Here is a 22,113-nt window from a genome sequence, read left to right as displayed (position 1 = left end):
GAGCAGGCTCCTCCGAGGCCCCCCTGCCGCCCTCCCGCAGGATCGAGCGCCGCTGCCGGTCGATCGCATAGCGGGCGTGCGTGAGGCCGACCGAAAAGCCGCCGCCTTCGGCGCCGGGGTTTGTCCTGACGAACCAGGCGACAATGCCGGCCAGCTCCGTTTCGAGCTGTTCGAGCTGGCCAAGATCGCGTGTGCGCAACGCCTCGTCGGCGATGCCGACTAGGCGTTCGATCCGCCCCATCTCCTCACGTGATTTGCGGTTGGAAAACCGGCTGATGACGATGGCGACGACCGAGCCGACGGCGCTCAGCGCCATGCCGCCCATGTAAAAATATTCCTGGAATTTGTCGAAAAAGCTTTGCGCGCCATTTTCCAGAAAGGCCGCAACGCCGGGATGCACCGGCAGGACGGGATTTTTGTCGTCGGTGTCGGGGGCCTCGATCTGCGCCGCGAGCGGCGATATCTGCATCAGCCTTGTCTTGGCGGCGAACAGCGATTGGGCGATCGCGCCGGCGACAATGTCCAACATCGAATTCGGCGCGACCAAGCGGTAGGTAACGGCGAGCGCCGTCACCGTGTCGTCCGGCGTCGGCGGCCGACCCTTGAAGGCCCCGGCGGGAACGTCGATCGACTCGAAGGCGGGAAAGCGCTTGTTGATGGCGTCGGCCTCATCGACGGCAAGAATTTTCGGTGCCCCCCGCGTCGCCGCCTTGACCGCGGCGACAACATCGACGACGTCGCCGGGTCCGATCGGGCCAATCGCCAGCACCGCGCCGATGCGTCTGTCCGCGACCGCATGGCCGACCTCGGCCAAGGGCAGCACGAGGCGCCGCACGCTTTGCGGAGGAATGTCGTAAAAGCTGAGAATGACGTCGAGCGCCGCCGAATTATAGGCCTGCAAAGGACCCTCGACGAGGCCGATGGTCTTGTCGGCGAGATCCGATATTTTCTCGATGGGCGATTTCGCCGACGTCACGACGGCAACGACGTCGCGGCGCAGAATGGCGATCGTCGCCCCGTTTGCGGGGACGGCCGCATCCGAACGGATGATCGCAAGATCGGCCTTATGGGTTTCGATCGCTTGAGCGCTCGCCGTCAGATCAGACGTCTCCACCGGCTTGACGACGAGGCGCGGATGCTGCTGCGAGAGCGCCGCCGCGAAAGAAATGATCAAGCGATGGGCGGGACTGCCCGGCGGACCCTCTGCAATGCGCAAGGTCGCATGCGGCGAAACAAGGCGCACCACGGCGAGACCGGCCGCGGCGATCAGCAAAATTGCGGCAACCGTCAGCAACACAGGACGCAATGGCTTTGGCCCCTGTTCCGCCCGTTCAGGCCCGATCCGGCGGCGCGCCAGCGCCGACCCGCGCGATCCTCATGGCCGCGAACGAGCTGCATTCTCTACCCGAGGATGATCGACAATTCCATCAGGTTGTATTCGATCCACAGAATAAACGTCACCGAGTCTGTCTAAAACCGGTCGCCCAAAGTAGAAGTCTTGGCGCCCTGTCGGCGCAAACTCCACAGCGGCCCTTACGTAGATATGTAAAAGCCTGTCAATTTCAAAAAATCGGAGGAAAAATGCAACGGACCTTGCTCGCCGCCGCCACAATCGCAACGTGCCTCACCGCCGCCGCCAGCGCCCAGGTGGCGACGCCGCTCAGCGCCTATGCCGACAAGGACGGCTATCTCGACGTCCAGACGCTGACGTGCGCGCAGCTCGCCGGCACCTATCAGGAAGACGCGAACTACCTCACCGCCTGGTATAGCGGATGGTATAATGGGCTCGCCAAGAAGCATTTCGCCAATATCCCGCGCAGCAAGGAAGCAGAGCACCAAACGATCGTCTATTGCAAGACGCATCCCGAGAAGACCGTCATCGAGGCGATCGGGCTGGTCATAAAAGAATTCCGCGAAAAGAACGGCATAGAAATCAGCAAATAATAAGCCGCGGCAGGCGAAAGAATTACAACCATTGCTTGCATCCAGGCGGCGCGCTGGCGCCGCCTGGGCTGTAGCAGAATTGTAACGCTTTGCCCAAATCATGCAATTGGGCGGCGAAGCCGAGATTATTGCCTCGACGGCCGCAACATCGCCCCTAGACTAGCTCCGGCTGGGCGCGCTCGCTCCGGCAGGCAAAGCATGAAGGCGCCCTAACCCATGTTCCAGGGGCAAAACAAAACAGAATTCGTCGTCATTCTATTTGCCAGTCTTGCTCTGGGGTCCGAGGCCCCAGCGTCGGAATATGGCCTTAGCCTCTATCAGCTTGGATTAGTCCAGCCTGCGCCTGGCTATACGCCGCCGCCCGGTCTTTATTTCTACGATTCTTACTATCTTTATACAGGCAGTGGAAATCTCTATCAGCATAGCCTGACCAGGGATCCGACCCGCGTCACTTATCAATTTGCAGCAAATCTCGCCATTTTCGCCTGGTACTCCGATCTGACCCTGTTCGGCGGGCGGCTGGGTCTTGCGACGACCAATGCCGTCGGCTCTGACGTATCGAGCTATTCGACGCCTTTCACAGACGCCGCCGGGATCAATCGACATAGCGACGTGCAGAAGACCGCCATCGGCTTCGCTGATTCTGAACTGACGGCGATCCTCGGCTGGCAGGCCGGCGATCAGCACTGGAAGCTGACCGTGAGCGGGTTCTTTCCGACTGGAAACTATCTTGCCGGGCGGCTGGCCCAGACCGGCCTCAACCGCCCCGCGATCGACGTCAAGGGCGCCTATACCTATATCAGCCATGAAACCGGACTTGAAGCCTCGGCCGCGCTTGGCTTCACCATCAATGCGATCAACACGGCGACGGATTATCTGAGCGGCGCCGACATGCATTTTGAATGGTCGCTCGGCGAGCACCTCCCAAACGACCTCTATTTTGGCGTTGGCGGCTATTTCTATCAGCAGATCACGCCCGATTCCGGGACGGGGGCGGCAAAATTCGGATCGTTCCAAGGCCGCGTCGCCGGCGTCGGACCGATCGTCACCTATAAGCTCAGGGCGGGAGAACAGAGCGTCGACCTCGCGGTGCGGTGGTATCACGAATTCGCCGCCTATAACCGCGTCGAAGGCGACTCCATCTTCGCGACCGTCGGCTTCCCGCTCTGGACGCAGCCGCCGTCGGCGCTGGCGCAGAAATAGAGCCAATGCGCTCGCGGCGCGGTCTCGTCACAAGGCCCCTTGCCACGCGAACGCCAAGCGGCTAAGTCTGCATCGCCGAACGGCCAGAGCGCCTGCGAGCCATCTCGCAGCGTCTGAAGTCGTCAGCATGCGCCCGTAGCTCAGCTGGATAGAGCACTAGACTACGAATCTAGGGGTCAGGAGTTCGAATCTCTTCGGGCGCGCCAAATAAATCAATAACTTAGGAATTACTCCGCCGCCCTCGCTCCGCGGCGTTTTTTGTAGGGGCAACACTTGGGGCAACAAATGTCCCTGTCTCCTCTCGGCCCAGCTAGCCCCTCTTGGCTATAGCTCAGGTGGCGGATGACGTGTCACCTTGGCTATGCTGGCAGCCCGAACGTCTCTCCCTCCGGTGAGCGGGCAGCAGCAATCCCGCCAAGACGACTTGAAACCGGGCCAATCGCCCGGCTTCTTTTCGTTCCGCGTGCGTCAACAGTGCCATTTACGGCGCCCCCGCTCACTGTCGGCGCGAGCCGTCGGCCAGTCGTTACATCCGGCGGGGCTGGTTTTTACGAACGTCTTCGCCGCCCACGCGAAAAACAAAACCAAACGCGCAACTAACAACTAAAGAGTGCGTTCATGCGTCATATGTGTTGACGAAGCCTCGCTCAGTCGCAGCGCTTGCTCGTTGAAGCCTGGTGGGGCGGTAAAATGGCCCAAAATCTGATCCCATTCATTGCGCGCAAGCCGAACTTAGTGACGGATCCCGATTTACAGAATTATCTCGACCGCCATTTAATTCCGGGATGGCGGCAGTTTCTCATTAGCGTTGCGATAAAAGCCGACACTGGCGACGCCGAAGCTGCGAAGCTCTCCGCCGCTATGAGGGCTTGGGTCGCCACGCTATGCCGCCGGCGAAATATAAAAAATCGTAAGGCCAAAATAGCTGCCGCGGGCGTCAATGTCATCTCGATGGCCAAGTTCCGGGCCGCTGGAGCGCCGGTCGCGAAGAGTAGCCAGGCGGTCTAGCCCACCGCACGATCGGCGTATTTGCCTTCTCATAGAGCCCGCGCGCCGACCCTGTGACTGAATCTCACGCAAAAGTTGTATTTGGCGAATTTTAATAGTTTCAGTGAAAATTATAGTAGAAAATATAGCGCGAAAGTTGTCTTTCATAATCGATATGCGTGGTAGGACTCGTGGGTCATGGCATTGATGGAAGCTGCATGATGGCAGCGGCGTCGAAGCCGATGTCGAGACTAAGCTTCCGAGAAAAGCTGTCGGCGTTGTAGGAGGGCTCCCGCAACCGTCGTAACTTCACAACTGGGCACTACGCCTGGTTTTTTTTGCTGTTTTTCCAATCCAGTTTGGGTTACTCTCTATGGTTGAGAAATACAAGCAGCGGGTTCAGGGTGGATTCCGACTGCTTGCATTCCTCCAGTAGAAAGGCGGGAGTTAGGTGACTGGCTCCCGCCCGGTGTACAGCACGAACGCCTTGTAAAGTGCAAGTCGGTAAATTTGCTGTTGCATGTACTGTCAAATATCTGCAATTATTATCCGTCCAGAGGGGTGGATATCTCTGGAGCAACGCGGCCTGCTAAGAAGCTGCGATCTAACGCTTTCGTGCCGGGCCTCCTCACGAAAGGTTTTGATACTCCGGATTAGAAACCAGGCCTTGACCTGGTTTTTTCTTTGTCGCGCAGCTAAACCCGCCGCGGAACCTCATGCGTCCTCTAGCTCACGGACGCGAGCGCGCGCGGGCTCTGTCGTGTCGGCTCGATGCTGCGCCGTCTGCAACACGCGGAAGCGCTGCGGGGCGTAGCCACATTCATGGCGCCGGACCCCGTCCCGTCCGCGGAGGATTTCGTCGATATAGACGACGAAGCCGCTGATCATGTCTTCGTCGGGATGGAAGCAGCGAACCGTGTAGACGCGGCCTTCCGTCAGGCCGTCGAGGCTTCCTCGGGTGCTGATCGGGCGAGCATAAAAGGCGTCCCGCGTATTTATGCAGACAACCTTGGTCCCCGCAGGAGTATTCGGAGAGATCATCGCTCACATCCTCTGATAGTTGCGGCTCATGTCGAAGTCGTTTGACCGCCGTCGAAGCTGCAGCGGTTTCTTGCGGGGAGCGGCAGGCGGCGGGGCCTCCTGCCCTTGCGGATCACCTGCCTCAAGCAAGGCGGTGGTATTGCGGATAAGCATGTGAAAAACGGAGGCGTCCTCGCCCGCGGCCTCTGCTGCTGCGGCTTTCGCGATGAAATTCGCGAGCGCAGCTGTGAGGAATTGCTTGCGTATATCGGCCATCGCTAGGCCCTCCATTCGCAAGCCGCAGAGAGCAGATCGTTGACGATGGAGTGGCCCAGCGTCTTGCTCCATACGCAGTCGTAAGGTTCGATTATCTCGACGACGACGGCCTTGAATAAAATGTCGTCGATCGTCTTCGAGCGAGCTGTCCTGATCGCCGTGATCGGCTTTTTCATATAGCGGCGTATCTGCGCCGCCTTTTCCTGCTGGTCGCCAATTTCTTTGCGTAGCGCTGGCCAACGTGGGTCCGAGAGCGACGAAACCTTCTCTCGAACATGGTCCGCCATCTGAAGAGCTGCGGAATACTCGTCGAGCTGGACAAGAAATCGATCTAGCTCCTCTCCGGAGAGCATCGACGGCCGCAGCGCCTTGATGCTTTGCGAGCGAATGACGGCGAGCCCCGCCGGGTTTTCTGCTAGGCCTGACGGCGGGTTCATGTCTGAATTTGGCAAGCCTTCAACGGCTGCCGGAACGGTGTCGTTCGGCATTGTGGTTGCTCCTTAAGGTATTGCTACCGATATTCGGTATGGAGAGCCTAAATAGCCTTATTGGACACGTCAAGCTATTTTAGGTATGATAATCTAAATTAGCTGGAGCTTTGTATGCTACCCACGCAGTGCCGCGCGGCGAGAGGATTGCTCGATTGGTCACAAGCAGCGCTGGCCGAACGTGCCAAGGTTAGCCTAAGCGCTCTCAAGAACTTCGAGGGAGGTCGTTCGACGCCGATCGCGAACAATCTCGCCGCCATCCGTACCGCCCTCGAATCCGCCGGCGTGATATTTCTCGACAACGGCGAAGGACCTGGTGTGAAGCTGCGCAAATGATTGAACGCGAGGCGCGATCGAAGACGCGCTCCAGGGGCGCCGGGTGAAGACTTGCGGGCGCCACTCAGTACTCAGGGGATAAGCGTCATGAAAATCACAGTCGAACTCGATCCGAAGGATCTGTCCGCGATCACTGAGCAAGTTCTGAAGGCCGCAGGTCCCGAAGCCCTCAGCAAACTTTGGATGGAAATCGGTCAGCAAATCGCGGAACAGATGCAGGCAAAGATGTTGTCGCAGGTGCCGGAAGCGCTCCAACCCTTTTTCAATCTCTACGGCGGCGCCAAAGGGAAGAAATCGTGACCACCAAAGCCGGCGGCGGCAAGGACACTGAAATGACCTACGTCCCCTCACATATCCGCGGATTCGCCATTATCCACGACACGTCCGTCGAGATCGCGCGCGCGATTTTCGAGATCGCAGATGATGGCGACGAAGAGCGCATTTGGCTGGAACCGACCGCGGAGGAGAGCGAGGCAGTTCTGAAACGAGCCTGGGAGCTTGCCGGCCCAACGGGAACGGAGCTGCATTGGAGCGACGAAATTCATCGACGCCCTTAAAGCCGTTCGTCTTACTGTCAGATGCCGTCGAGTTCATCGCCGAGAATGCGGAGGGCCGGGCGCGAGGCGGAGGAAGGGATATTCAATGTTAGGGGACAGTCGGGAGGGACGGTCCAAGCTGAGACGCAGCGCCAAATACATCCCTCTCATTGCGTTTGCCGCAGGCGTTCTGCTTGGCATCGCGTTTTACTATCGCACGGGCTTGCCCACCCCGCGTTCCGATCCGGCAGCATCACGGAATAACTTTGGCTTCGGCCCAGAATGGACGTGCATCTCGCAAATCAAGGGAGACCCTATTTGCTCAAAGGGGTCGTCTACGAGATAGCGCGACTTCGTCCTAGACTCGCGCCTCGCAGATCGTTAGAACAAAACAGGAACAATCGCGGAGGACCGGCAATGTCGAGGCGACCCTATCGGCCCGAGATGCCGGATGATCCAGCTGCGGCGGTTCGCTCGCTTCGCGCCTGCCGCGACGTGATGATCGGAATTTCAAATCGCGTCCGCATCAATGGACCGGTCTATCAGCAAGCGCACCTTGTCTTGACGGCGATCGACGCACTCGTCACCGAGTTGACAGGCGATCGCGAATATTTCTGGAGCATCGGCTCCGGCGCAACGCCGGATCAGTGCAAAGCTCAGGAGGAGAAAGCGGCGCGGGAACGAGGGGGCATCCCATGGCGGAAGTGACGTATTTCGTGGCCATGCCCTTCCTTAGAACAGAGGATGGCGACTTGGCTGTGGGCGAGGCGAAAGAGCTTCAGACTGCCGGGGCAGCTGTCCGGGAAGCGCAACGCCTGGCGATGACAGCGGCGGGCGCCGTCGCCTTCAGCCGAAGGGGCGATCCAGGGACCGGAGAGTTTCAAGACGCCGTCGTGATCCACCGCTTTGGCGACGTTCCAGACGCGGATGCTTTCCTAGGCGAGACTTGACCAAGCCAATTACAATCGCTCTCCTGCCTCTATGTGCAACCTCTATTCGATCACCCGTGGCCAGGAAGCGATGCGGCGTCTCTTCCGGATCGGCCGCGACCTGACGGGCAATCTGGCTCCGATGCCCGGCGTCTTTCCCGACACGATGGCCCCCATTGTCAGGATCGCCCCGGATGGCGAGCGCGAGCTGACGATGATGCGCTGGGGCTTTCCGCCGCCGCCAAACCTCGGCAAGGTTCCGGTCACCAACGTCCGCAACACCGCCTCACCCTATTGGCGCAATTGGCTCAAGGCCGAATGGCGCTGTCTCGTGCCGGCGACGTCATTTTGCGAATGGACCGACAGCCGGCCGAAGGTGACGCATTGGTTCGCCCTCGACGAAAGCCGGCCCGTCTTTGCGTTCGCGGGGATCTGGCGGCTTTGGACCGGCGAGCGGAAAGGCGAGACGCGCGAGCATCGCCTGTTTTCATTCCTGACGACGGAGGCGAACGATATCGTCCGCCCGATCCACGCCAAGGCGATGCCGGTCCTGTTGACCACGCCCGAAGAATGGGACGCCTGGCTGTCCGCGCCGCTCGCCGATGCGCTGGCGCTTCAGCGGCCTTTGCCGAATTCCGCCTTGCAGATCGTCGCTAAGGGAGAGAAAACCGATGGCGCCTCGGTTTGAGAGTTCGTTCAGTCCTAAACGGCGACTCTAAATATCGGACTATCGAAACAATGAGCGAAAAATATTCTGGCCCTACCTCTGCCCTCCTGAGCGTGGTCCTCCTAGTTCTGCCTGTGGCCTGCAATGCTGAAGATCGGATCGTTACAGTCCATCCCAATCCGCATTTCGCGGTCGACGGGTTGGTTCTGGGAAGGCCTGTAGCCCCGAACTCCGCCGCTTATCGCCGCTATAGTTGCACGCCAAGTGAACAATATCCTGATTTTACTAGGTGTAATCAATCTAACATTAAGGACGGGGTGCGCGTTTCTGGAACCATATTGCACGGCTCCAATCTGTTGGCTTGGTACGTCAATAAACAAGTATCACCAGCATATTTCACGCCCTCCGAGGTCGAGTCAGAGATCGAAAGATTATCGAGGCAGTTTGGCGTTGCTCCTCAAATTTACCGCTTGCCTGACAATTCTGAATTTCCCGCTGCGGTCATCGCAACATTCGGTGGAATCAAGCTACAGCCTCTAAACGTGAGAGAGTTGGCCATACTTGCAAACGGGAAAAGTCCGAAGGCGGGGATATTGGTAGATTTTCTCAACGATTTTCATCGGTCCGCCGCAAGCCGCTTGCCTGTCTACAGGCTCGGAGGAAGCGAAGGTTTCGCATGGATTGCTAACTACGATCAGGAGGGCAAGGGGACCCTCCGATTTTTCGCTGCTGACCCGTCCCACATGAAGCGCGATGCCACGGAAGACTCTTCCTCCGGTCCAGAGCGAGCGGGCGACGTGATGACTCCGCTTGAGACTCGTCCGCAGATAACGCTGCCCTCAGAGGAAACCGGTCAACGTCCCGCCTTTATGGTCGCAATGGAAAGTGTCGGCGGCATCTATCAAGTTCCTATCCGCATCAATGACACTATAACTTTGGATGCAATTGTAGACAGCGGCGCCAGCGACGTAAGCGTTCCCGCTGATGTCGTCATGACATTAATGCGCTCCAAGACAATTTCCGCTGACGATTTCTTAGAATCCAAGACTTACACCCTTGCGGACGGCTCTAAAGTGCCGTCCGAGCGCTTCGTGATCAGATCGCTGAGAGTCGGCAACAGAACATTAGAAAATGTGCCTGCCAGTATTGCATCTGTAAACGCGCAAATTCTTTTGGGGCAGAGCTTCTTGAGCCGATTTAAGTCATGGTCCATTGATAATCAGAAGCACGGCTTGATCCTGAATTGAAGCCAATATCATTGCGCCACCGGCCGCATGTTCCGGACGAGATCGCTCCCCGCTCGCCTCAGATTGCCGCCGATGGCATTAGCCGTGTCGACGGGGCTCGCCGAACCATCGACATGAATGCTCACCGTCTGCGATGGCGAGTTGTGAATATTTGTGGTTTTCCACGAGTTGTTTACCGGCGAAACACCCAGCGGAGAGGTTTTGAACATCTGTCGCAGCCTGTCAGCATCGAATCCACCGAATGGGTTCTTGGCCTCGCCGGCATTCGCTGAGCCCACAAACGAGGGCAGTCCCCCGAGCCCGATCGGCTTCGGGACGCCGGAGTTCAGAAATCGATCGACGTTAGCTGCCTGTTCGCGCTGCATCCTAGCGACATGGGTAGCGACCGTTCCGTTTCCGTCAGATGCAGCGTAGCGGCCCGGCGATCCGGCGTTGATGGTCGAATAGAGGTCCATCAAACCCATGCCGGGCTTGAAGCCGCGGGTCTTGAGATAGCTAACGACAGCTGGCATCTGCTGAGCAAAGGTCTGCTTGTCGTTCGCGCCGAATTGCGCCCGCTCCGAGGGGCCGAACTGGATCAGCCCCATATAATTGCCGCCCTTGCCGCCCCAAATGCTAGGGCTGAACTTGCCGCCCGTCTCGTAGGCGATGACGGTTGCAAGGTCTTTAGGACTCGTTCCGAGCTGGGCGGCCGCCTGCTTCACAACCTCAGCGTTCGAGCCAGTGTAGTTGGTTGGGTCCTTCTGCGTTCCGCCTGGATTGCCGCCGGCCGGCGCATCTTGCCCCCCGAGCCACGTCGGCATGTTCCGCTTCCACCATCCTCCGATGCCGCCCGTATTCTCCGCTGGCTTGCGGAAGGATGATCCGGGATTGCTGTCCTCGGTCGTGGCTCCCCACGCGCCTGCGCCAAGGCCCAGCGCCAATGCAGCCGCGCCCCCTGAGACGCCGAGCAGACCCAAGAGCCACATTGGCATCCTGATCGCTAGAAGGCCCGCCAGCATCGTCGTGAGCCGCGCCAGGCCCGGGATTACATTAAGTAGCAGCAAGCCGCCGAGGATCTTCAGCGCATTGTTCCAGCCGCCGATCATGTCGACGAACTTGTCGATCTGCGGCATGGCCTTGCCGAGTTCTTCCGCCAAATTCAAAATCGCGCCGGCAACCTTGACGATGAAATCCTTGATCTCGGAGGCATGCGCAAGGAGGTAGTCGCCGAACCTCTTGAAGACGTCGCCATATTTCTCGAACACGGCCGATGCGGCGCCATCCCAAATATTTGAGATGTTTCCCCGGAGCTCACGCAACGATTGCATGAAACGCGTCGAGCCCTTGGCGGCCTCGTTGGCGTCAAGACCAGCCTGCTTCTGCTGCTTCAGATAGCTGTCGAAGGCCTTACGAAACTGCGGGTTCTCAATCGCATAGAATAGCTTTTCAGAATAGCCGTAGGCCTCCAGCCACGCATTGCGCTGCGCGGTCGGCATCTTCGCCACGCGGTCCATGAAGGACACAAGCTTGTCGGCGTTATCGCCCGACATATTGACGCCCATGCGCTGGAGCTGCTGAGCATAGCCGGGGCTGTCACGGAACTTTTTGGCGAGGTTTTCAACCGCAGCGCCAGCTTCTTCGACGGAGGAGCCGAACTGCTCCGCGGCGAAGCTGAGCGCCTTCAGATGAGCGGCGCTCGTTCCTGTGCGCTGGGATTGGTAATAGAGCTTTTCGAAAGCCTCCGCTGAATGCTCAACCGCTTTTGTGATCGCTACAGCGGCGGCGACGCCCACGGCGGCAACGGTCGTCAGACCCGTCGTAACGGTCTCGATGTTCTTTTGAAGCTTCCGGAAGCCCTCCTCGTCGATATCCCAGCCGAGCTTGATGAGAAAGTTCTTGAATACATCGTCGGCCATTTATGCGTTTCCCTGCTTCTGCGCGGCGATCAATTCCGCCCAGCGGCGATCGAAGGTTTTGCGCGCTGTGTCTGTAATTTCTTGGACCATCCGCTTGCGCTGTTGACGCGGCAAACCGGCAGCGCGAAACGTGTCTTTCGCCCTGGCCTCGACTGATCTGATGACTGCCTGTTGGCATGTAGCGCGTCGGTCGACGCCGTTCTCTACATCATAGGAAAACATCGAATCGCACAGCGCGACGACATCCTCCTGGATGCTGCTCAGAATCGGATCGACGCCGGGAATGTTCATTTCTTCACGTCCTTGCTTTTCATGATGACGTATTTGATTGCCGCGCGAAGCTGGCCGGTGTCGATCAGCGGTTGATCGCTATCACGCGGCGCTTCTTTGCGATGTTTCCTCGCGTAGACAGTTTTCGGTGACAGCGGCGTAAAGGGACCTTCGCTAAGCTTAATTTGAACAGCCACTTGCGCCTTGAGCCCGATCGCGTGCATTTCCTTCTCAACCTGCTCAACATTGCCGCCCAAAGCCGCCATGCCAGATTTCCGCATACTCTTTACGATCTCGCCCTTGATCGACTGGACGCCGGGAACAAGAAACGGCCTGGCCGGGATATTCTTGGTCGGCGATCCGGTCTCCATGATGTAGCCGATTTGGGCGTTATTGGCGCCCGGCTTGCCGCCAGTGCTTTCGCGATCGGCGTTTGCGGCCGGAACGCCAACCATGACGACGTTCTTCGTCAACGCCTTAATGGCGCGCATTAGATCGCCAGTATGATCGATGCTGCTCGTTACGCTAATCTTGACCATACCCTAACCCTTCGCGCGAGACGGTCGCGGAAAACAAAAGAAGGCGCCCCCGCCGTGGCCAATGGAGCCAAGAGGCAACCAAGGCAGGGCCGCCGATGGCCGGTTTGTTCGCACCCCCGGCCGAGCGGATGCGCCCTGCAAGGAGACCCACGACCGAACCTCGGGAAAGAGCGGACGGCGATGATCTGGGAGCCTATTCGAGAAACCCAACCAGCGCCGCCCCTCGCCTGTCTGTGGGCGGCGTTGATCCCGCACGACCCAGGCTATCCACTCCCCAGACAAGGAGAAACGGGGAGCAGAATTCGAATTCATGAAAGCACTGGCTCCGATAGCCATGAGCCGGACGAAACACACGTAAAGCGAACCGAGCTCAGCGGTGGCACGACGCCAATAAGTGGCGCGGCGTCAGATCCGGCCGGAAGCACGCCGACGCCATACGCGGCGCCCGCATTCGTGACGATGACGATGCGCTTGTCGCAGCCGACCACATTAAATGCGGTATTGTGCGGAGATTCCGAGCAGACCATTCCCTGCACGGCGTCAGGGAGCGTCACAGACTGGCCGGACGCATTCGTGATTACCGTCACAGCGCTCGCGTTAATAACCGCCGCTCCAGGCGTCCCTGACGCGGCTAGAGATTGAGTCGTGGCCAGCGGCGGCAAGGGGCCTGCCGATAAGAGAGTCACTGGTTCTCTCCCTCGAAAACCGGCATAGCCGCGGCGTCATGCGCCAAGGCACCGACGTACGAACGCCAGGCGAGAGCATGCTCTTGAGTACGACGCCAAGCGAGAGTATTGCGGAGCTCGCAATCACTGCCCTTGCGATGCTCGATCAATGCGGAAAGCTGAAACGGGCTTAGCGGGAAAGGCCGGGCGACGCCGGAGCTGTTTCGCACAGCGACAGATCCCAGCGCGTGAAGGCGCGTCCGGATTTCTGTCGCCTCAGCCTCCGCAGCCAAAAGTTCCGCCGCGAGCGAATCCGCTTCGTCGGCTACAACGTCGAAAAGACAGGCGTCCACCGCGCGCTTGGCCTCGTTTTCGTCGAGCACACAGGCGGCATGTTCGGATGCCAGCGCCGCAGAAGCTTGCCGGGCAGCCTCCAGCCGATTAGCGGCCTCTGCCTTGGCGACGGTGGCGCTGCGAAGATCATCAGAGAGCTCAAGCGTCGGAGCCATTCCGCCGCAGATGGCGTCGCGAATGTTCGACGTTCGCTCGCCCGCGATACGCGCATCGATATCAGCGAATTGCGCCAGCGATCCTTCGACTTCGCGCAAGAACTTCCGCGCGCCATCAACAACCACGGCCGCCTCTGCAACCTTCGCTGCCGCAGCCTGATGACGGTCGATCGCTTCGGCAAGTTTTGCGCGGCCGTCGATCGCGGCGGCCGGCGGGTCAAATTTCCTGACAACGTTCAGCAATTCTGTTTCTCCTTGTCTTCAATTCAAAGTTCGAGATCTGTCTCATCCAACCAAACGACCGGGCAATGACCACCCGTTGCGGACTCGGCTACTCTGGCCTTAAAGGCTTCTTGCCCTTCTTCGGGACACCGCTCCCAAGTCCGCAAACCGTCTGCCGTGCGGATGGTCTTCAGCGCATCTTCTGTATCGAATGCGCGTGGGGCGATGAGGATGATGAACTCATCTTTCATCCGCGAGCTCCGCCCGCCTGGCGACAATAAGGGCTTGATATTTTGCGGCGGTCATCGGCCCCTTATCCGCGTCAACGATCTTCTTTTTGCGATTGGCTTTGGCGCGCTCATCGCGCATCGCGGCTTCATAGGTTCCGTGCCCTCCGCAGCGGCAGATCCCGCCGTGCGAACACTTGCATTTAATTCCGTCTACCGTGTAAACCATTGTATTTCCTCTCTGATATGGTGTATGTTTATTGTCGTAACGCAGCGTCCAGCGCCGCGCACGAGTTTCTGATATGTGTAATCTCCGCGGGTGTTGGCTCGTAACCCGAATAGGCGCGGATGTGGGTCAGGACCGTCGTGACGCTTTGCCCCTCAAGGTCGGCCAGGTCGACAAGAACACCGGCCGCTGCATTGCAGGCGTCGTCATGCTGGCCAGGCGGATGATCAATCGAATCTCGGCCGCCGCGAGCTGTCCTCCGCTCCAGGCTGCAGAGCTGCGCAATGAGCTTGGTATCGTCCAACAGCTTCGCCCTGCCGCTGTTCAGCAAGGGCAACAGGTCGCGATAGATGTCGGATTTCGGCAGCGCTGACGGCTCATAGGACACGCCGTGCGATTGGAACGCCTCAACGACGAACGCTCCGCCCCACTTGTCGCCGCGAAGAGACCGGACGCCATAGCGCCCGCACGCTTGAGCGAACTCGCCGACGACGCTTTCGGGGCTGAACGGAGGCTGTACGACCGCCAGATGATCGAGAAAGCAAACATCGCCTTCCCGATGTCCGATGGCCATTGTCATGGCGTCAGAACCAGAGCCGCCGGCCGGATCGCAGAAGCCGCGATAAGCCATGCTCCGTTGCGGCGGCAGCTCGCGCATTCCAAGCATGATCGCCGAATTCACGACGTCCCGATCGATGTACGCTGCGATGTCGCTTCGGAACTGCGCGCCATATTCCGCAGCCGCCGCCTCCGGATCTTCCTCATAGGCCGTGTCAATGTCGGTCTGCGGCAGGCTCGGATTCATCGTCTTGGACGACGCCTGAACCACAAGCACGTGCGGGCGGTCGTTGTTGCCGTAGGAGCGTCGCCATGTCTCGAACAATTGGCCACGACGGGCATAGGGGCTCGAAATCATGATCAACGGGCCGCCGGTCGTCATCAGACTGGGGCGCAGGGCGCGAACGATTTCAAGGTCCGGGTTCGCGCTGTTCTCTGCCATCCAGAACGCAACCTCATCGCCGATGGCGCCAACGGCCGTAAATCCGCGCGCTCGCTTGTACGACGCTGTGCGGACCTGAATCTCGACGCGGCTCTTCAACGATATGGCGTCGGCCGTCACCGACTCCAGCATTTCCGTCAAGCCGGAGCAGTTCTGAAAGATGCCCATGCAGTAGTTGAAGATTTCCGCGGCCTGGTCGCGCGACGCCGCCATGATCGGCACGAGGCCCTTCTGTCCGGGCGCCAGCACATGCCGATAGTCGACGCAGGCGCTCAGGTAAGCCGCTACAACGGCGATGGCGCGACTCTTGCCGCCGCGCCTACCGATCGCGCACCAAAGCTCGCGTACGGGCTTCCCTGGCTCTTTATCGAGCCCTGTCAGGTCGCGATAGATGGTACGCTCCTCTGGCGTCAGGTCTTCGCCCATCGCCGCGATGAGGATCACCCGCCACGCTGCCCAGGAGTCGGCGCCAAGCATGTCATCGCCGCCGAAGTAGTCCGGGCGTGCGAGCGCCTGGCGCATGGTGATGAGCGCGCGCATTATTCGATGTCCTTTGCGGGGGGCCGGGAGAAGTGCTGGGCGAGTAAGCTGGGGGTGATATCGCGCTTGCGGCGTTCGATGCCCAGACTTTCGAGGATGCGACGCAGCCCGCCGGCGTGGCGATTGTAGGCGTCTAGATCGGCGTCTTTGCCAAGGCTCAATTGCCCCTCGATGCGTTCGAGCTCGACCTCCAGAGTCGCGGCTCTCCGGCAAAGGCTCATCTGCGCTTCGGACATAGCGGGCTCACCGCCGAGATCATCGACGTGCAAAGCGAGCAGATCCTTGAAGCGCCGATACCACGGGCTGTTGCCGTCTCCCTGGATGAAGGCCTTCGATCCATTAGTCACAGCTGACGCCGAACGCTTCCGGCTCGGCGCCGCTACGTTGGCGGCCACAGGCTTTTCGATGGCTTTCGGTTGGCTCACTGTTTCCATAGTGGCGATGATGTTCCCGGATATCATGTTGCCCTATTATTGCCCGGAACGAGCATGATGGCAATAATCTCATTCTATCTCATTGATTAACAATGGCGCGGCATGAGATAGGTTATCTCATGGCCGGGTGGTTTGCGGCGGCAGCGGACAGAAAAAATCGGCGATTTTTGTTGAGGTGGTTGCCTGTCCATTTTGCCCTCAAAACCACGGACAACGGATGACCACGGATGACTTTCCTATAGACCCCTGCGCGCGCGCATATAGGACTCTTATGAAAAGTCGTCCGTGTCGTCCGTGGTAATCCGTGGTCTAGGGGTGCGGACGGCCCGCTTGACTGGTCGGTATGTTTCACGATGCGGGACAACTTGCACCGCATGCGCTTCCCCTCACGATGTCTCAGTGCAATTTTGGCGAGGATGGCTGCTAGTCTCACAAGCGGTGCGCAGAAGCACATCGCGGCCGATTGCCCCGCAAGTACTATCGCCGGTCTACGCGTGCTGGCGAGCTGTGATCATGATTAAGCTGGAAGCCTTGAATCTTATCATCAGCGGAAATGACCGCGACGATCTTCTATACGAATGGTATCTGAACGAAAGGGCGGTTAATCCTGATACGATCCGACCGGCTGACTTCAACAAAATTGAGCGCGCGCCGGCTTCCGGGCCAAAGGTCGACAAGTATGAAGGCGAGATCCTCAAAGCTGTGATGCGTATTGCAAAATCAAGGGTTGGAGCAGTCATCCTTGGCGCGGCGATGAGGCTTCCCGAGCCTCTTTATATCCTGCCGATCGGAGCGCGCGACGCGGTCATGATGGGTGGATATATGAGCAGTTGCCTCGCTGATGAGGCCCATGTATCGAAAACAGACCCCGACGATAAACTTCCCCCTGTCAAGATTAATCCGCGCGATCCGAGCAGCTGCAAGCCGCTGAAGGCTGGCGGCACGGAAATCGATCCGCAGAACGAACTCGATTCCTCGCTCGTGCATGAGATGGCCCATGCGGTGCGGCCGAAAACCTCTGAACTATGGAAGAAGGTTCCCACCGGCGACCCGTGGCTGGATTTCGAGGAGTTTTTTGCGACCATCGTGCAGAACATGTTCAAATCGGAACGCGGTGATCTTGTCCTCAGAGGAGGTCATGACGAAAGCATTCTGTCTAAAGAACTCGCGACATCCGCAGGATTTATGAAGGACTTAAGGCTTCATGAGAGGATCGAAAAGCTCTACAGGGCGGAACCGCTCGCGCAAAAATTAGGGCGGCTGAAAGGCATCAAATTTAATCCATTCGGGCTGGCGACTGGGCAGAAATATGGCCTTGAACTGATATAGGCGCGGACCAGGCCTTTCACTTGCGTGAGTAGACTCGCGCCACCTTCAAGGCGCAATCCAAGGGCTATTTCCTTTCCAGTCCTTTGGCCCGCGTGACCACCGGAGCCGTTCAAGAATGGCGGTTATTCGGTTCTGGTCCGCACGGCCGATCCTGGGCGTCTCCAGTCCCAGCGCCTCTTTGGCAACCTGGCCGACCAGGACTGTTCGCTTATCGCGCAGCCATGTCGCTATGATTTCCTCCCAGGCGTCGGTCTCGAACCGGGCTTCCTGTTGCGGCCTTATGTGATCAAGCTCGAATTGCGCGTCAGGCCACCATTTCGCGCCGGCCCGGTAAAGATGAACGGCTTCGGCGAAGAGCTGGTCACGGTCGTGCGCCAGTGCATCTGTATCAATTGCTCCTACTTTGACCGGCCAGAAGCGTCGGCCCCCGGTTTCATCGCGGAGATAAGCCGCCTTGTTTGTAGAACCGATGAAAAGACATTGCCTCGGCTCGACGACTTCCTTCCGACCGAAGGCCGGACGGTAGCGCTCCGTCTGGCGGCTGATGAACGCTTTCAGGGCCGCACTTTCGGCACGGCTCATCGCCGACATTTCTGCGATCTCGATCAACCATTTCCCGCGAAGGTGCTGATCGACATCCTTGCCGCCCGTAATGTCTGGAAGGTTATCGCTAAACCACGCGCCGCCCAGTATGGCGCAAGCGCTGGACTTCCGCGCGCCCTGCGGCCCTTCGAGCACGACCATATAATCAGCCTTGCATCCGGCTTGAAAAATCCGGGCGACCATCGCGACAAGGAACATCCGGCCTATACCCTCGATGTACGATGAGGGATCGACGCCCAGATAATACGATAGCCACTTATCAACGCGAGCGCGCCCGTCCCAGATCGCGCCTGCCAAATAATCACGCACCGGATGGAAGGCGCATTCCTCCGCACGGAGGTCGACCGCTTGATGAACGGTGTCCTTTCCGATCTTTGGGAGGCCGCTCCGCTGCATCCATTCCTGCACCTGCGACACGTCTGCGTCACGCACCGGCCTGGGGAACGTGTCTTCATCGTTTTCGGGCGCCGCGCCGCCGAGGGCAGGCAGAGACCTGACGAGCACCGCCGCGCGCAGCATTTCATCCAACTGAAAGCAATTCGCGATCTGCGGCGCGTTGCGCAACGCCGCCATCGCGGAGGCAAGGTTCGGGACGATCTTGCCGTTTTCATCGCGGCACGCCTGAGCTAGCCAGTCATCATCGGCGATGTTAGGATACTCGCGCGCGGCCGCCCTCATTGCAGCCACCCGCAGTCGCCGTGTGTCCACAGTGCAATACGAATGCCCTCTCCGTGGCGCCCTTGAACGACTTGCATCCATCGCTGTACTCGATGCTCTCGCGATACGATAATCAGCGAATGCATTCGGCTTTCCTTGGCGACTCTCACAGCCTCGCAGTATCCCGCAGAGGACGTCCGCGTGAGAATGGTGACGAGCGCCGATAAGTCGATGAGCCTTGTCAGGGATGGCTTGTCAAAACCTGCCGATCCTTCGCTGCCCTCTTCGATGTCCCAAATTTTGAAAATGGTCGGCCGCACTAGCGAATCGAGATCGAAAGGCCGTCCGTCCATGTCATTTAGAATAGGGACGTATTCACATCCGTGATGCACGACGGCGTCGTAGATTGTAACATTGGAATTCCGCTTACCTTTGGGGTCTGGTACAAAGTTGTATAGTCGGATGGTCATTCAGCGGCCTCCGCGACGTCGGTCTGTTCGTCATGTTCTGCAACAGCGGCGCGCTCAAGCTCTGTTAGATCATTTGCAAACCGAACCGCGGCCTTGAAATGACCGACGCCACCCTTCAGGGCGTAACCCAAACCAAAGGCGTCGGCGGCGGCGGCGAACATCAACGCGATGTCGATTTGCATGCGCGCCTGTTCAAGCTGGTTGGCGATCTCATCAAAATACAGCGCGCGTGTGACGCGCGCGACCATGGCGGGATCGCGCGGTAGCTGAGGTAAGGGCACGTTCATGCCGGCCTCCCATCGAAGGCGAGCGCCGCGATCAACGCGGCTCGCACGGGAGCGAGACGGAACCGCGCGGCAAAGAATTGCTGTTGCAATTCCGAGGCGGAAGGGCTATTTTCGAAACTGTTCCAGCCGCCAAGCAAGGACACTTTCTCGGGCCCGGTCCGCGTCGCCAACGCGGCCGGGTTCTGCGTTTTGGACATCTCTCAGAGCGCCCCCGCCAAGTTGGACGGGGCGTTCACGACAGAGCGAGACTTGCGCCGCGGCCGAGCTTCCAGCCAGGCGTTGACTTCGTCCTCGAACCAGCCGACACCGCCGGAAATCTCTATTGCTTCTGGAAAGTCTTGCTCTTTGCGCATTCTGTGCAGCGTCATCCGACTGCCGCATACCCCGCGCTCTACCAGATCATTGTATCGGAGAACCTTGCGCATTCGCTGTGCCTTCTCAAGTTAGAACACCGCGTCTCGGTGTTTCTTGAGAGGTACGCTGTCGCCACAAGTGCATCACGGGACTTTGAGTTATCACTTTTCAAGAAGCTATGTCCCGAGTGCTCTAGCCATGGCTTTCGCCAAAGCGGGTACGCTCTGCGTGTGGCGGCGTGAATCTTCGGGGAAATCGCGTTGGAGCGCGGAAAAGAATTCAACGAATGGTGAATTCTTCCCGCTTGTATCGGCGTCATTTCGTATATTGGAGGGAAGCTGCCACGCAGCGAATCGGCCGTGAAGTTGGCGAACAAGTTCCTTCCATTGACGTCCTTCCTGAATGCCCTTCAAAACTGGCGCATCATCTCCAAAGCCGGCCGGTCGGTCGTCAAAATTCCTGTCGCAGGCTGCCACTGCGGATTTCAGAAATGAAGCGACGTCCTCCAGCGGCAACGTGGTTCCGTATGCGGCCAGCGAAATCTTATCAAATGCGATTTGCACTTCCGCAAGACCGTCACGCGCGGCGCGATCATGGCAGGGCGCCTGAATCAGATTACTCTCCAGGGTGTTCGCGATTTCTCGAAGATTGTCGATCCAACGATCGCGATCCTTTTTGAATGGAGCCGTGCGCTCCGCGCCCTCAAGGAGCATGTATTCTGTTGCGATCGCATTAACCGCGGCCCTCTGATCGGACGAAAGCGTTCGGCCTAAGGCCTGCTCAAGCCTATTCCAATCGAATTTCACCGGCTCCGACGCCCGGTAGACAGCTGTGTTGAGGCGTGGGGCGCGGCTGGCCTTAGTCATGCCGAAACCCGCGCCGTAAGAGCTACGACATTCACCCCGGCCTTTGGTTCAACGATCGAATTCAGCCGCCCTTCCCACAACTCCAGCGCCCGGCGTTTTTCTTCGCGATAGCTATGACGGTCATAAACTTTATGCAGGCCGGGCTGAGCGTGAGCGATCGTCATCTCGGCGACGTTGGTCGGAATCGGCATGCCGCCGAGGTGCGTCCTCATCGTCCGGCGTAGATCATGAAAGGTCCAGGCCTCGAAGTCCTTTCCTAGTAGCTGATCCACGCGCGTCTTCGCCCGCGAGAAGCCTGACACCGGGCGACGGCCGCCCGTGGTCGAAAAGACGAAGGACCCAGTCCCGCGGGGGAGGGCCCGCAAAAGATCCAACGCCGTCGGCGCCAGAGGCACTTCATGGGCGGTCTTGCCCTTCATGCGGGCGGCCGGAATGGTCCAGAGCGCCTTGTCGAGATCAATCTCTTTCCAATCGGCGTTCGCGCATTCGCGAAGCCTCTGGCCAGTTAGCGCAAGTAGGCGGATGAGATCAGCGAAGGGATACTTAAGTTCCGGTGCGGCCTTCCAGATTGCCCGGAGCTCTCCATCTGAAAGAACCCGCTGGCGGGCCTCCCGTTTGCCGATCAGATCAGAAGCTGTCACACCGGTGCCGCATGGCGACGTCTCGACGCCATAGCAATCCTGAGCAACAGCCCAGCCGAAGAGCTTCTTGGCATAGGCGAGCAGGTGATAGCTCGCGGTCGGATACTTGTCGGCATCCTTCCGGATTAGCTTGATAACATCGGCTTTAGTGATTTCTCCAATTGGTCGCCCCCGCCACGCCGGCACAATTTTGCCTCGAATAGCAGAGGTAACGTTTGCCTTCGACCGGAGACCTTCGACGTGCTGCGCGATGAAGGCTTCAGCGACAGTTTCGAAGGCGTTGTCCTGCTTCTTCTTTTCAGCTTGGGCCGCCGCTTCCCGTTTCACTTTGGGATCAATTCCATTCGACATTTCGAAGAGGACCCGGCGCGCCTCTTCCCGCGCCCTGGCCAAGGGGATGGGAAGATCCTCATCTTTCGGCCCCCTCCACGGAACAGGCCAAGCAGAGCCGATTGTTCGCCGGATAAGGCTGCCACCCTTGAGCCGCCGCATAACGATGAAGGTCGCGGAGCCCTTATCGGTGACGCGGACGCCGAAACTCGGCACCGTCGCGTCCCAAATCATAATGCGGGTCCCCGCCGGCGCGGGCTGCAACGCCCGGAGCCTTCGATCTGTCAGATTTTCCTTCATTCGGAAAATGTCCTGTGCTCTACCTGAGGGCAACTCTGGGGCAACAGAGATGCTATGTCAATCGATGATGCATGCTGATATCGAATGCGATGCTATCTTCAGATAAAACAGCT

At 58.8% G+C, this 22,113-nt stretch carries 30 protein-coding genes and 1 tRNA gene; 12 read left to right on the top strand and 19 right to left on the bottom strand.

Annotated features, from left to right (window positions below; translation table 11 throughout):
• Window positions 1-1,297 (bottom strand): TAXI family TRAP transporter solute-binding subunit (locus CR492_RS12475; protein WP_432431210.1); only part of this gene is annotated, 1,297 nt, incomplete at its 3' end.
• A 284-nt stretch (window positions 1,298-1,581) separates the two neighbouring features.
• Here CR492_RS12475 and CR492_RS12470 point away from each other — a divergent pair.
• From CR492_RS12470 to CR492_RS12455, 4 genes are all read left to right on the top strand, one after another.
• Complete coding sequence (locus CR492_RS12470) at window positions 1,582-1,944, top strand: HdeA/HdeB family chaperone (RefSeq protein WP_102844077.1); 363 nt, start codon at window positions 1,582-1,584, stop codon at window positions 1,942-1,944.
• Between the two features lie 216 nt (window positions 1,945-2,160).
• Window positions 2,161-3,147: a SphA family protein gene (locus CR492_RS12465; protein WP_102844076.1), complete on the top strand. Its 987-nt coding sequence runs from the start codon at window positions 2,161-2,163 to the stop codon at window positions 3,145-3,147.
• A 129-nt stretch (window positions 3,148-3,276) separates the two neighbouring features.
• A tRNA-Arg gene (locus CR492_RS12460) sits at window positions 3,277-3,353 on the top strand.
• Window positions 3,354-3,837: 484 nt separating this feature from the next.
• Window positions 3,838-4,155 carry a hypothetical protein gene (locus CR492_RS12455; protein WP_102844075.1) on the top strand — a complete coding sequence of 106 codons (318 nt, stop codon included), beginning with the start codon at window positions 3,838-3,840 and terminating at the stop codon, window positions 4,153-4,155.
• A gap of 693 nt (window positions 4,156-4,848) precedes the next feature.
• Here CR492_RS12455 and CR492_RS12450 read toward each other — a convergent pair.
• The 3 genes from CR492_RS12450 to CR492_RS12440 are packed head-to-tail and all read right to left on the bottom strand — an operon-like array spanning window position 4,849 to window position 5,918.
• Window positions 4,849-5,175, bottom strand: a complete 327-nt coding sequence (locus CR492_RS12450; protein ID WP_102844074.1) for a hypothetical protein — start codon at window positions 5,173-5,175, stop codon at window positions 4,849-4,851.
• Between the two features lie 3 nt (window positions 5,176-5,178).
• Window positions 5,179-5,430, bottom strand: a complete 252-nt coding sequence (locus CR492_RS12445; RefSeq protein WP_102844073.1) for a hypothetical protein — start codon at window positions 5,428-5,430, stop codon at window positions 5,179-5,181.
• Between the two features lie 2 nt (window positions 5,431-5,432).
• The gene (locus CR492_RS12440) at window positions 5,433-5,918 is read right to left on the bottom strand and encodes a hypothetical protein (RefSeq protein WP_102844072.1); all 486 of its coding nucleotides are present in this window, start codon (window positions 5,916-5,918) and stop codon (window positions 5,433-5,435) included.
• A gap of 114 nt (window positions 5,919-6,032) precedes the next feature.
• Between CR492_RS12440 and CR492_RS12435 the strand changes: the two genes are divergently transcribed.
• From CR492_RS12435 to CR492_RS12405, 7 genes are all read left to right on the top strand, one after another.
• Window positions 6,033-6,254, top strand: a complete 222-nt coding sequence (locus CR492_RS12435) for a helix-turn-helix domain-containing protein (RefSeq protein WP_102844071.1) — start codon at window positions 6,033-6,035, stop codon at window positions 6,252-6,254.
• A gap of 87 nt (window positions 6,255-6,341) precedes the next feature.
• Window positions 6,342-6,554, top strand: a complete 213-nt coding sequence (locus tag CR492_RS12430; RefSeq protein ID WP_102844070.1) for a hypothetical protein — start codon at window positions 6,342-6,344, stop codon at window positions 6,552-6,554.
• Window positions 6,551-6,811, top strand: a complete 261-nt coding sequence (locus CR492_RS12425; RefSeq protein ID WP_102844069.1) for a YccJ family protein — start codon at window positions 6,551-6,553, stop codon at window positions 6,809-6,811. The genes CR492_RS12430 and CR492_RS12425 overlap by 4 nt, the downstream gene beginning before the upstream one ends.
• A 396-nt stretch (window positions 6,812-7,207) precedes the next feature.
• Window positions 7,208-7,498 (top strand): hypothetical protein, encoded by a 291-nt coding sequence (locus CR492_RS12420; RefSeq protein ID WP_102844068.1) that lies wholly within the window; start codon window positions 7,208-7,210, stop codon window positions 7,496-7,498.
• Window positions 7,486-7,740, top strand: coding sequence for a hypothetical protein (locus CR492_RS12415; protein WP_102844067.1), 255 nt, complete (start codon window positions 7,486-7,488; stop codon window positions 7,738-7,740). Before CR492_RS12420 ends, CR492_RS12415 begins: the two co-directional genes overlap by 13 nt.
• 31 nt (window positions 7,741-7,771) lie before the next feature.
• Entirely contained in the window at window positions 7,772-8,407 is a 636-nt protein-coding gene (locus CR492_RS12410; protein WP_102844066.1) for an SOS response-associated peptidase, read from the top strand.
• Between the two features lie 50 nt (window positions 8,408-8,457).
• Window positions 8,458-9,633, top strand: a complete 1,176-nt coding sequence (locus CR492_RS12405; protein WP_102844065.1) for a retropepsin-like aspartic protease family protein — start codon at window positions 8,458-8,460, stop codon at window positions 9,631-9,633.
• Between the two features lie 8 nt (window positions 9,634-9,641).
• Here CR492_RS12405 and CR492_RS12400 read toward each other — a convergent pair whose 3' ends face one another.
• The 8 genes from CR492_RS12400 to CR492_RS12365 form a co-directional block, all read right to left on the bottom strand.
• Window positions 9,642-11,531: a hypothetical protein gene (locus CR492_RS12400; RefSeq protein ID WP_102844064.1), complete on the bottom strand. Its 1,890-nt coding sequence runs from the start codon at window positions 11,529-11,531 to the stop codon at window positions 9,642-9,644.
• A complete protein-coding gene (locus CR492_RS12395) occupies window positions 11,532-11,822 on the bottom strand; it encodes a hypothetical protein (protein ID WP_102844063.1) in 291 nt (96 codons plus the stop codon). It lies immediately after the preceding gene.
• Window positions 11,819-12,340: a hypothetical protein gene (locus tag CR492_RS12390; protein WP_102844062.1), complete on the bottom strand. Its 522-nt coding sequence runs from the start codon at window positions 12,338-12,340 to the stop codon at window positions 11,819-11,821. The genes CR492_RS12395 and CR492_RS12390 overlap by 4 nt, the downstream gene beginning before the upstream one ends.
• Window positions 12,341-12,648: 308 nt before the next feature.
• Window positions 12,649-12,927 (bottom strand): hypothetical protein, encoded by a 279-nt coding sequence (locus tag CR492_RS12385; protein WP_146030256.1) that lies wholly within the window; start codon window positions 12,925-12,927, stop codon window positions 12,649-12,651.
• A gap of 95 nt (window positions 12,928-13,022) precedes the next feature.
• Window positions 13,023-13,640 (bottom strand): hypothetical protein, encoded by a 618-nt coding sequence (locus tag CR492_RS12380; RefSeq protein ID WP_146030255.1) that lies wholly within the window; start codon window positions 13,638-13,640, stop codon window positions 13,023-13,025.
• Window positions 13,641-13,780: 140 nt separating this feature from the next.
• Window positions 13,781-13,987 carry a hypothetical protein gene (locus CR492_RS12375; protein ID WP_102844059.1) on the bottom strand — a complete coding sequence of 69 codons (207 nt, stop codon included), beginning with the start codon at window positions 13,985-13,987 and terminating at the stop codon, window positions 13,781-13,783.
• Between the two features lie 233 nt (window positions 13,988-14,220).
• A complete protein-coding gene (locus tag CR492_RS12370) occupies window positions 14,221-15,729 on the bottom strand; it encodes a hypothetical protein (RefSeq protein ID WP_180982532.1) in 1,509 nt (502 codons plus the stop codon).
• Window positions 15,729-16,190 (bottom strand): hypothetical protein, encoded by a 462-nt coding sequence (locus CR492_RS12365; RefSeq protein ID WP_245412063.1) that lies wholly within the window; start codon window positions 16,188-16,190, stop codon window positions 15,729-15,731. Before CR492_RS12365 ends, CR492_RS12370 begins: the two co-directional genes overlap by 1 nt.
• 486 nt (window positions 16,191-16,676) lie before the next feature.
• On the opposite strand from CR492_RS12365, the gene CR492_RS12360 reads away from it, so the two are divergent.
• A complete protein-coding gene (locus tag CR492_RS12360) occupies window positions 16,677-17,492 on the top strand; it encodes a hypothetical protein (RefSeq protein WP_102844058.1) in 816 nt (271 codons plus the stop codon).
• Window positions 17,493-17,537: 45 nt separating this feature from the next.
• Here the strand turns inward: CR492_RS12360 and CR492_RS12355 are convergent, their stop codons facing one another.
• The 7 genes from CR492_RS12355 to CR492_RS12325 form a co-directional block, all read right to left on the bottom strand.
• Window positions 17,538-18,773: a virulence-associated E family protein gene (locus CR492_RS12355; protein WP_102844057.1), complete on the bottom strand. Its 1,236-nt coding sequence runs from the start codon at window positions 18,771-18,773 to the stop codon at window positions 17,538-17,540.
• Window positions 18,770-19,222, bottom strand: a complete 453-nt coding sequence (locus CR492_RS12350; protein WP_102844056.1) for a hypothetical protein — start codon at window positions 19,220-19,222, stop codon at window positions 18,770-18,772. The genes CR492_RS12355 and CR492_RS12350 overlap by 4 nt, the downstream gene beginning before the upstream one ends.
• Window positions 19,219-19,470 carry a hypothetical protein gene (locus tag CR492_RS12345; RefSeq protein ID WP_102844055.1) on the bottom strand — a complete coding sequence of 84 codons (252 nt, stop codon included), beginning with the start codon at window positions 19,468-19,470 and terminating at the stop codon, window positions 19,219-19,221. Before CR492_RS12345 ends, CR492_RS12350 begins: the two co-directional genes overlap by 4 nt.
• 35 nt (window positions 19,471-19,505) lie before the next feature.
• Window positions 19,506-19,706, bottom strand: a complete 201-nt coding sequence (locus CR492_RS12340; RefSeq protein WP_102844054.1) for a hypothetical protein — start codon at window positions 19,704-19,706, stop codon at window positions 19,506-19,508.
• A 3-nt stretch (window positions 19,707-19,709) separates the two neighbouring features.
• Window positions 19,710-19,934: a helix-turn-helix transcriptional regulator gene (locus tag CR492_RS12335; RefSeq protein ID WP_102844053.1), complete on the bottom strand. Its 225-nt coding sequence runs from the start codon at window positions 19,932-19,934 to the stop codon at window positions 19,710-19,712.
• Window positions 19,935-20,039: 105 nt separating this feature from the next.
• Window positions 20,040-20,729: a hypothetical protein gene (locus tag CR492_RS12330; RefSeq protein ID WP_146030254.1), complete on the bottom strand. Its 690-nt coding sequence runs from the start codon at window positions 20,727-20,729 to the stop codon at window positions 20,040-20,042.
• Window positions 20,726-22,000, bottom strand: a complete 1,275-nt coding sequence (locus CR492_RS12325; protein WP_102844051.1) for a site-specific integrase — start codon at window positions 21,998-22,000, stop codon at window positions 20,726-20,728. The genes CR492_RS12330 and CR492_RS12325 overlap by 4 nt, the downstream gene beginning before the upstream one ends.
• Between the last annotated feature and the right edge of the window lie 113 nt (window positions 22,001-22,113).

Source organism: Methylocella silvestris, from assembly GCF_002891535.1.
Taxonomy (GTDB): Bacteria; Pseudomonadota; Alphaproteobacteria; order Rhizobiales; family Beijerinckiaceae; genus Methylocapsa; species Methylocapsa silvestris_A.
Note: the sequence above shows the minus strand (reverse complement) of the source record. Positions and strands in the feature narration are given on the sequence as shown.

Bases quoted from the DNA above. Each gene is read 5' to 3' on its own strand.
- CR492_RS12415 (WP_102844067.1), top strand. From the start codon at position 7,486: ATGGCGGAAGTGACGTATTTCGTGGCCATGCCCTTCCTTAGAACAGAG.
- CR492_RS12420 (WP_102844068.1), top strand. From the start codon at position 7,208: ATGTCGAGGCGACCCTATCGGCCCGAGATGCCGGATGATCCAGCTGCG.
- CR492_RS12335 (WP_102844053.1), bottom strand. From the start codon at position 19,934: ATGCGCAAGGTTCTCCGATACAATGATCTGGTAGAGCGCGGGGTATGC.
- CR492_RS12450 (WP_102844074.1), bottom strand. From the start codon at position 5,175: ATGATCTCTCCGAATACTCCTGCGGGGACCAAGGTTGTCTGCATAAAT.
- CR492_RS12375 (WP_102844059.1), bottom strand. From the start codon at position 13,987: ATGAAAGATGAGTTCATCATCCTCATCGCCCCACGCGCATTCGATACA.
- CR492_RS12350 (WP_102844056.1), bottom strand. From the start codon at position 19,222: ATGACCATCCGACTATACAACTTTGTACCAGACCCCAAAGGTAAGCGG.
- CR492_RS12430 (WP_102844070.1), top strand. From the start codon at position 6,342: ATGAAAATCACAGTCGAACTCGATCCGAAGGATCTGTCCGCGATCACT.
- CR492_RS12330 (WP_146030254.1), bottom strand. From the start codon at position 20,729: ATGACTAAGGCCAGCCGCGCCCCACGCCTCAACACAGCTGTCTACCGG.
- CR492_RS12465 (WP_102844076.1), top strand. From the start codon at position 2,161: ATGTTCCAGGGGCAAAACAAAACAGAATTCGTCGTCATTCTATTTGCC.
- CR492_RS12405 (WP_102844065.1), top strand. From the start codon at position 8,458: ATGAGCGAAAAATATTCTGGCCCTACCTCTGCCCTCCTGAGCGTGGTC.
- CR492_RS12410 (WP_102844066.1), top strand. From the start codon at position 7,772: ATGTGCAACCTCTATTCGATCACCCGTGGCCAGGAAGCGATGCGGCGT.
- CR492_RS12435 (WP_102844071.1), top strand. From the start codon at position 6,033: ATGCTACCCACGCAGTGCCGCGCGGCGAGAGGATTGCTCGATTGGTCA.
- CR492_RS12395 (WP_102844063.1), bottom strand. From the start codon at position 11,822: ATGAACATTCCCGGCGTCGATCCGATTCTGAGCAGCATCCAGGAGGAT.
- CR492_RS12390 (WP_102844062.1), bottom strand. From the start codon at position 12,340: ATGGTCAAGATTAGCGTAACGAGCAGCATCGATCATACTGGCGATCTA.
- CR492_RS12325 (WP_102844051.1), bottom strand. From the start codon at position 22,000: ATGAAGGAAAATCTGACAGATCGAAGGCTCCGGGCGTTGCAGCCCGCG.
- CR492_RS12365 (WP_245412063.1), bottom strand. From the start codon at position 16,190: ATGATATCCGGGAACATCATCGCCACTATGGAAACAGTGAGCCAACCG.
- CR492_RS12440 (WP_102844072.1), bottom strand. From the start codon at position 5,918: ATGCCGAACGACACCGTTCCGGCAGCCGTTGAAGGCTTGCCAAATTCA.
- CR492_RS12445 (WP_102844073.1), bottom strand. From the start codon at position 5,430: ATGGCCGATATACGCAAGCAATTCCTCACAGCTGCGCTCGCGAATTTC.
- CR492_RS12360 (WP_102844058.1), top strand. From the start codon at position 16,677: ATGATTAAGCTGGAAGCCTTGAATCTTATCATCAGCGGAAATGACCGC.
- CR492_RS12355 (WP_102844057.1), bottom strand. From the start codon at position 18,773: ATGAGGGCGGCCGCGCGCGAGTATCCTAACATCGCCGATGATGACTGG.
- CR492_RS12340 (WP_102844054.1), bottom strand. From the start codon at position 19,706: ATGTCCAAAACGCAGAACCCGGCCGCGTTGGCGACGCGGACCGGGCCC.
- CR492_RS12370 (WP_180982532.1), bottom strand. From the start codon at position 15,729: ATGCGCGCGCTCATCACCATGCGCCAGGCGCTCGCACGCCCGGACTAC.
- CR492_RS12345 (WP_102844055.1), bottom strand. From the start codon at position 19,470: ATGGTCGCGCGCGTCACACGCGCGCTGTATTTTGATGAGATCGCCAAC.
- CR492_RS12455 (WP_102844075.1), top strand. From the start codon at position 3,838: ATGGCCCAAAATCTGATCCCATTCATTGCGCGCAAGCCGAACTTAGTG.
- CR492_RS12470 (WP_102844077.1), top strand. From the start codon at position 1,582: ATGCAACGGACCTTGCTCGCCGCCGCCACAATCGCAACGTGCCTCACC.
- CR492_RS12400 (WP_102844064.1), bottom strand. From the start codon at position 11,531: ATGGCCGACGATGTATTCAAGAACTTTCTCATCAAGCTCGGCTGGGAT.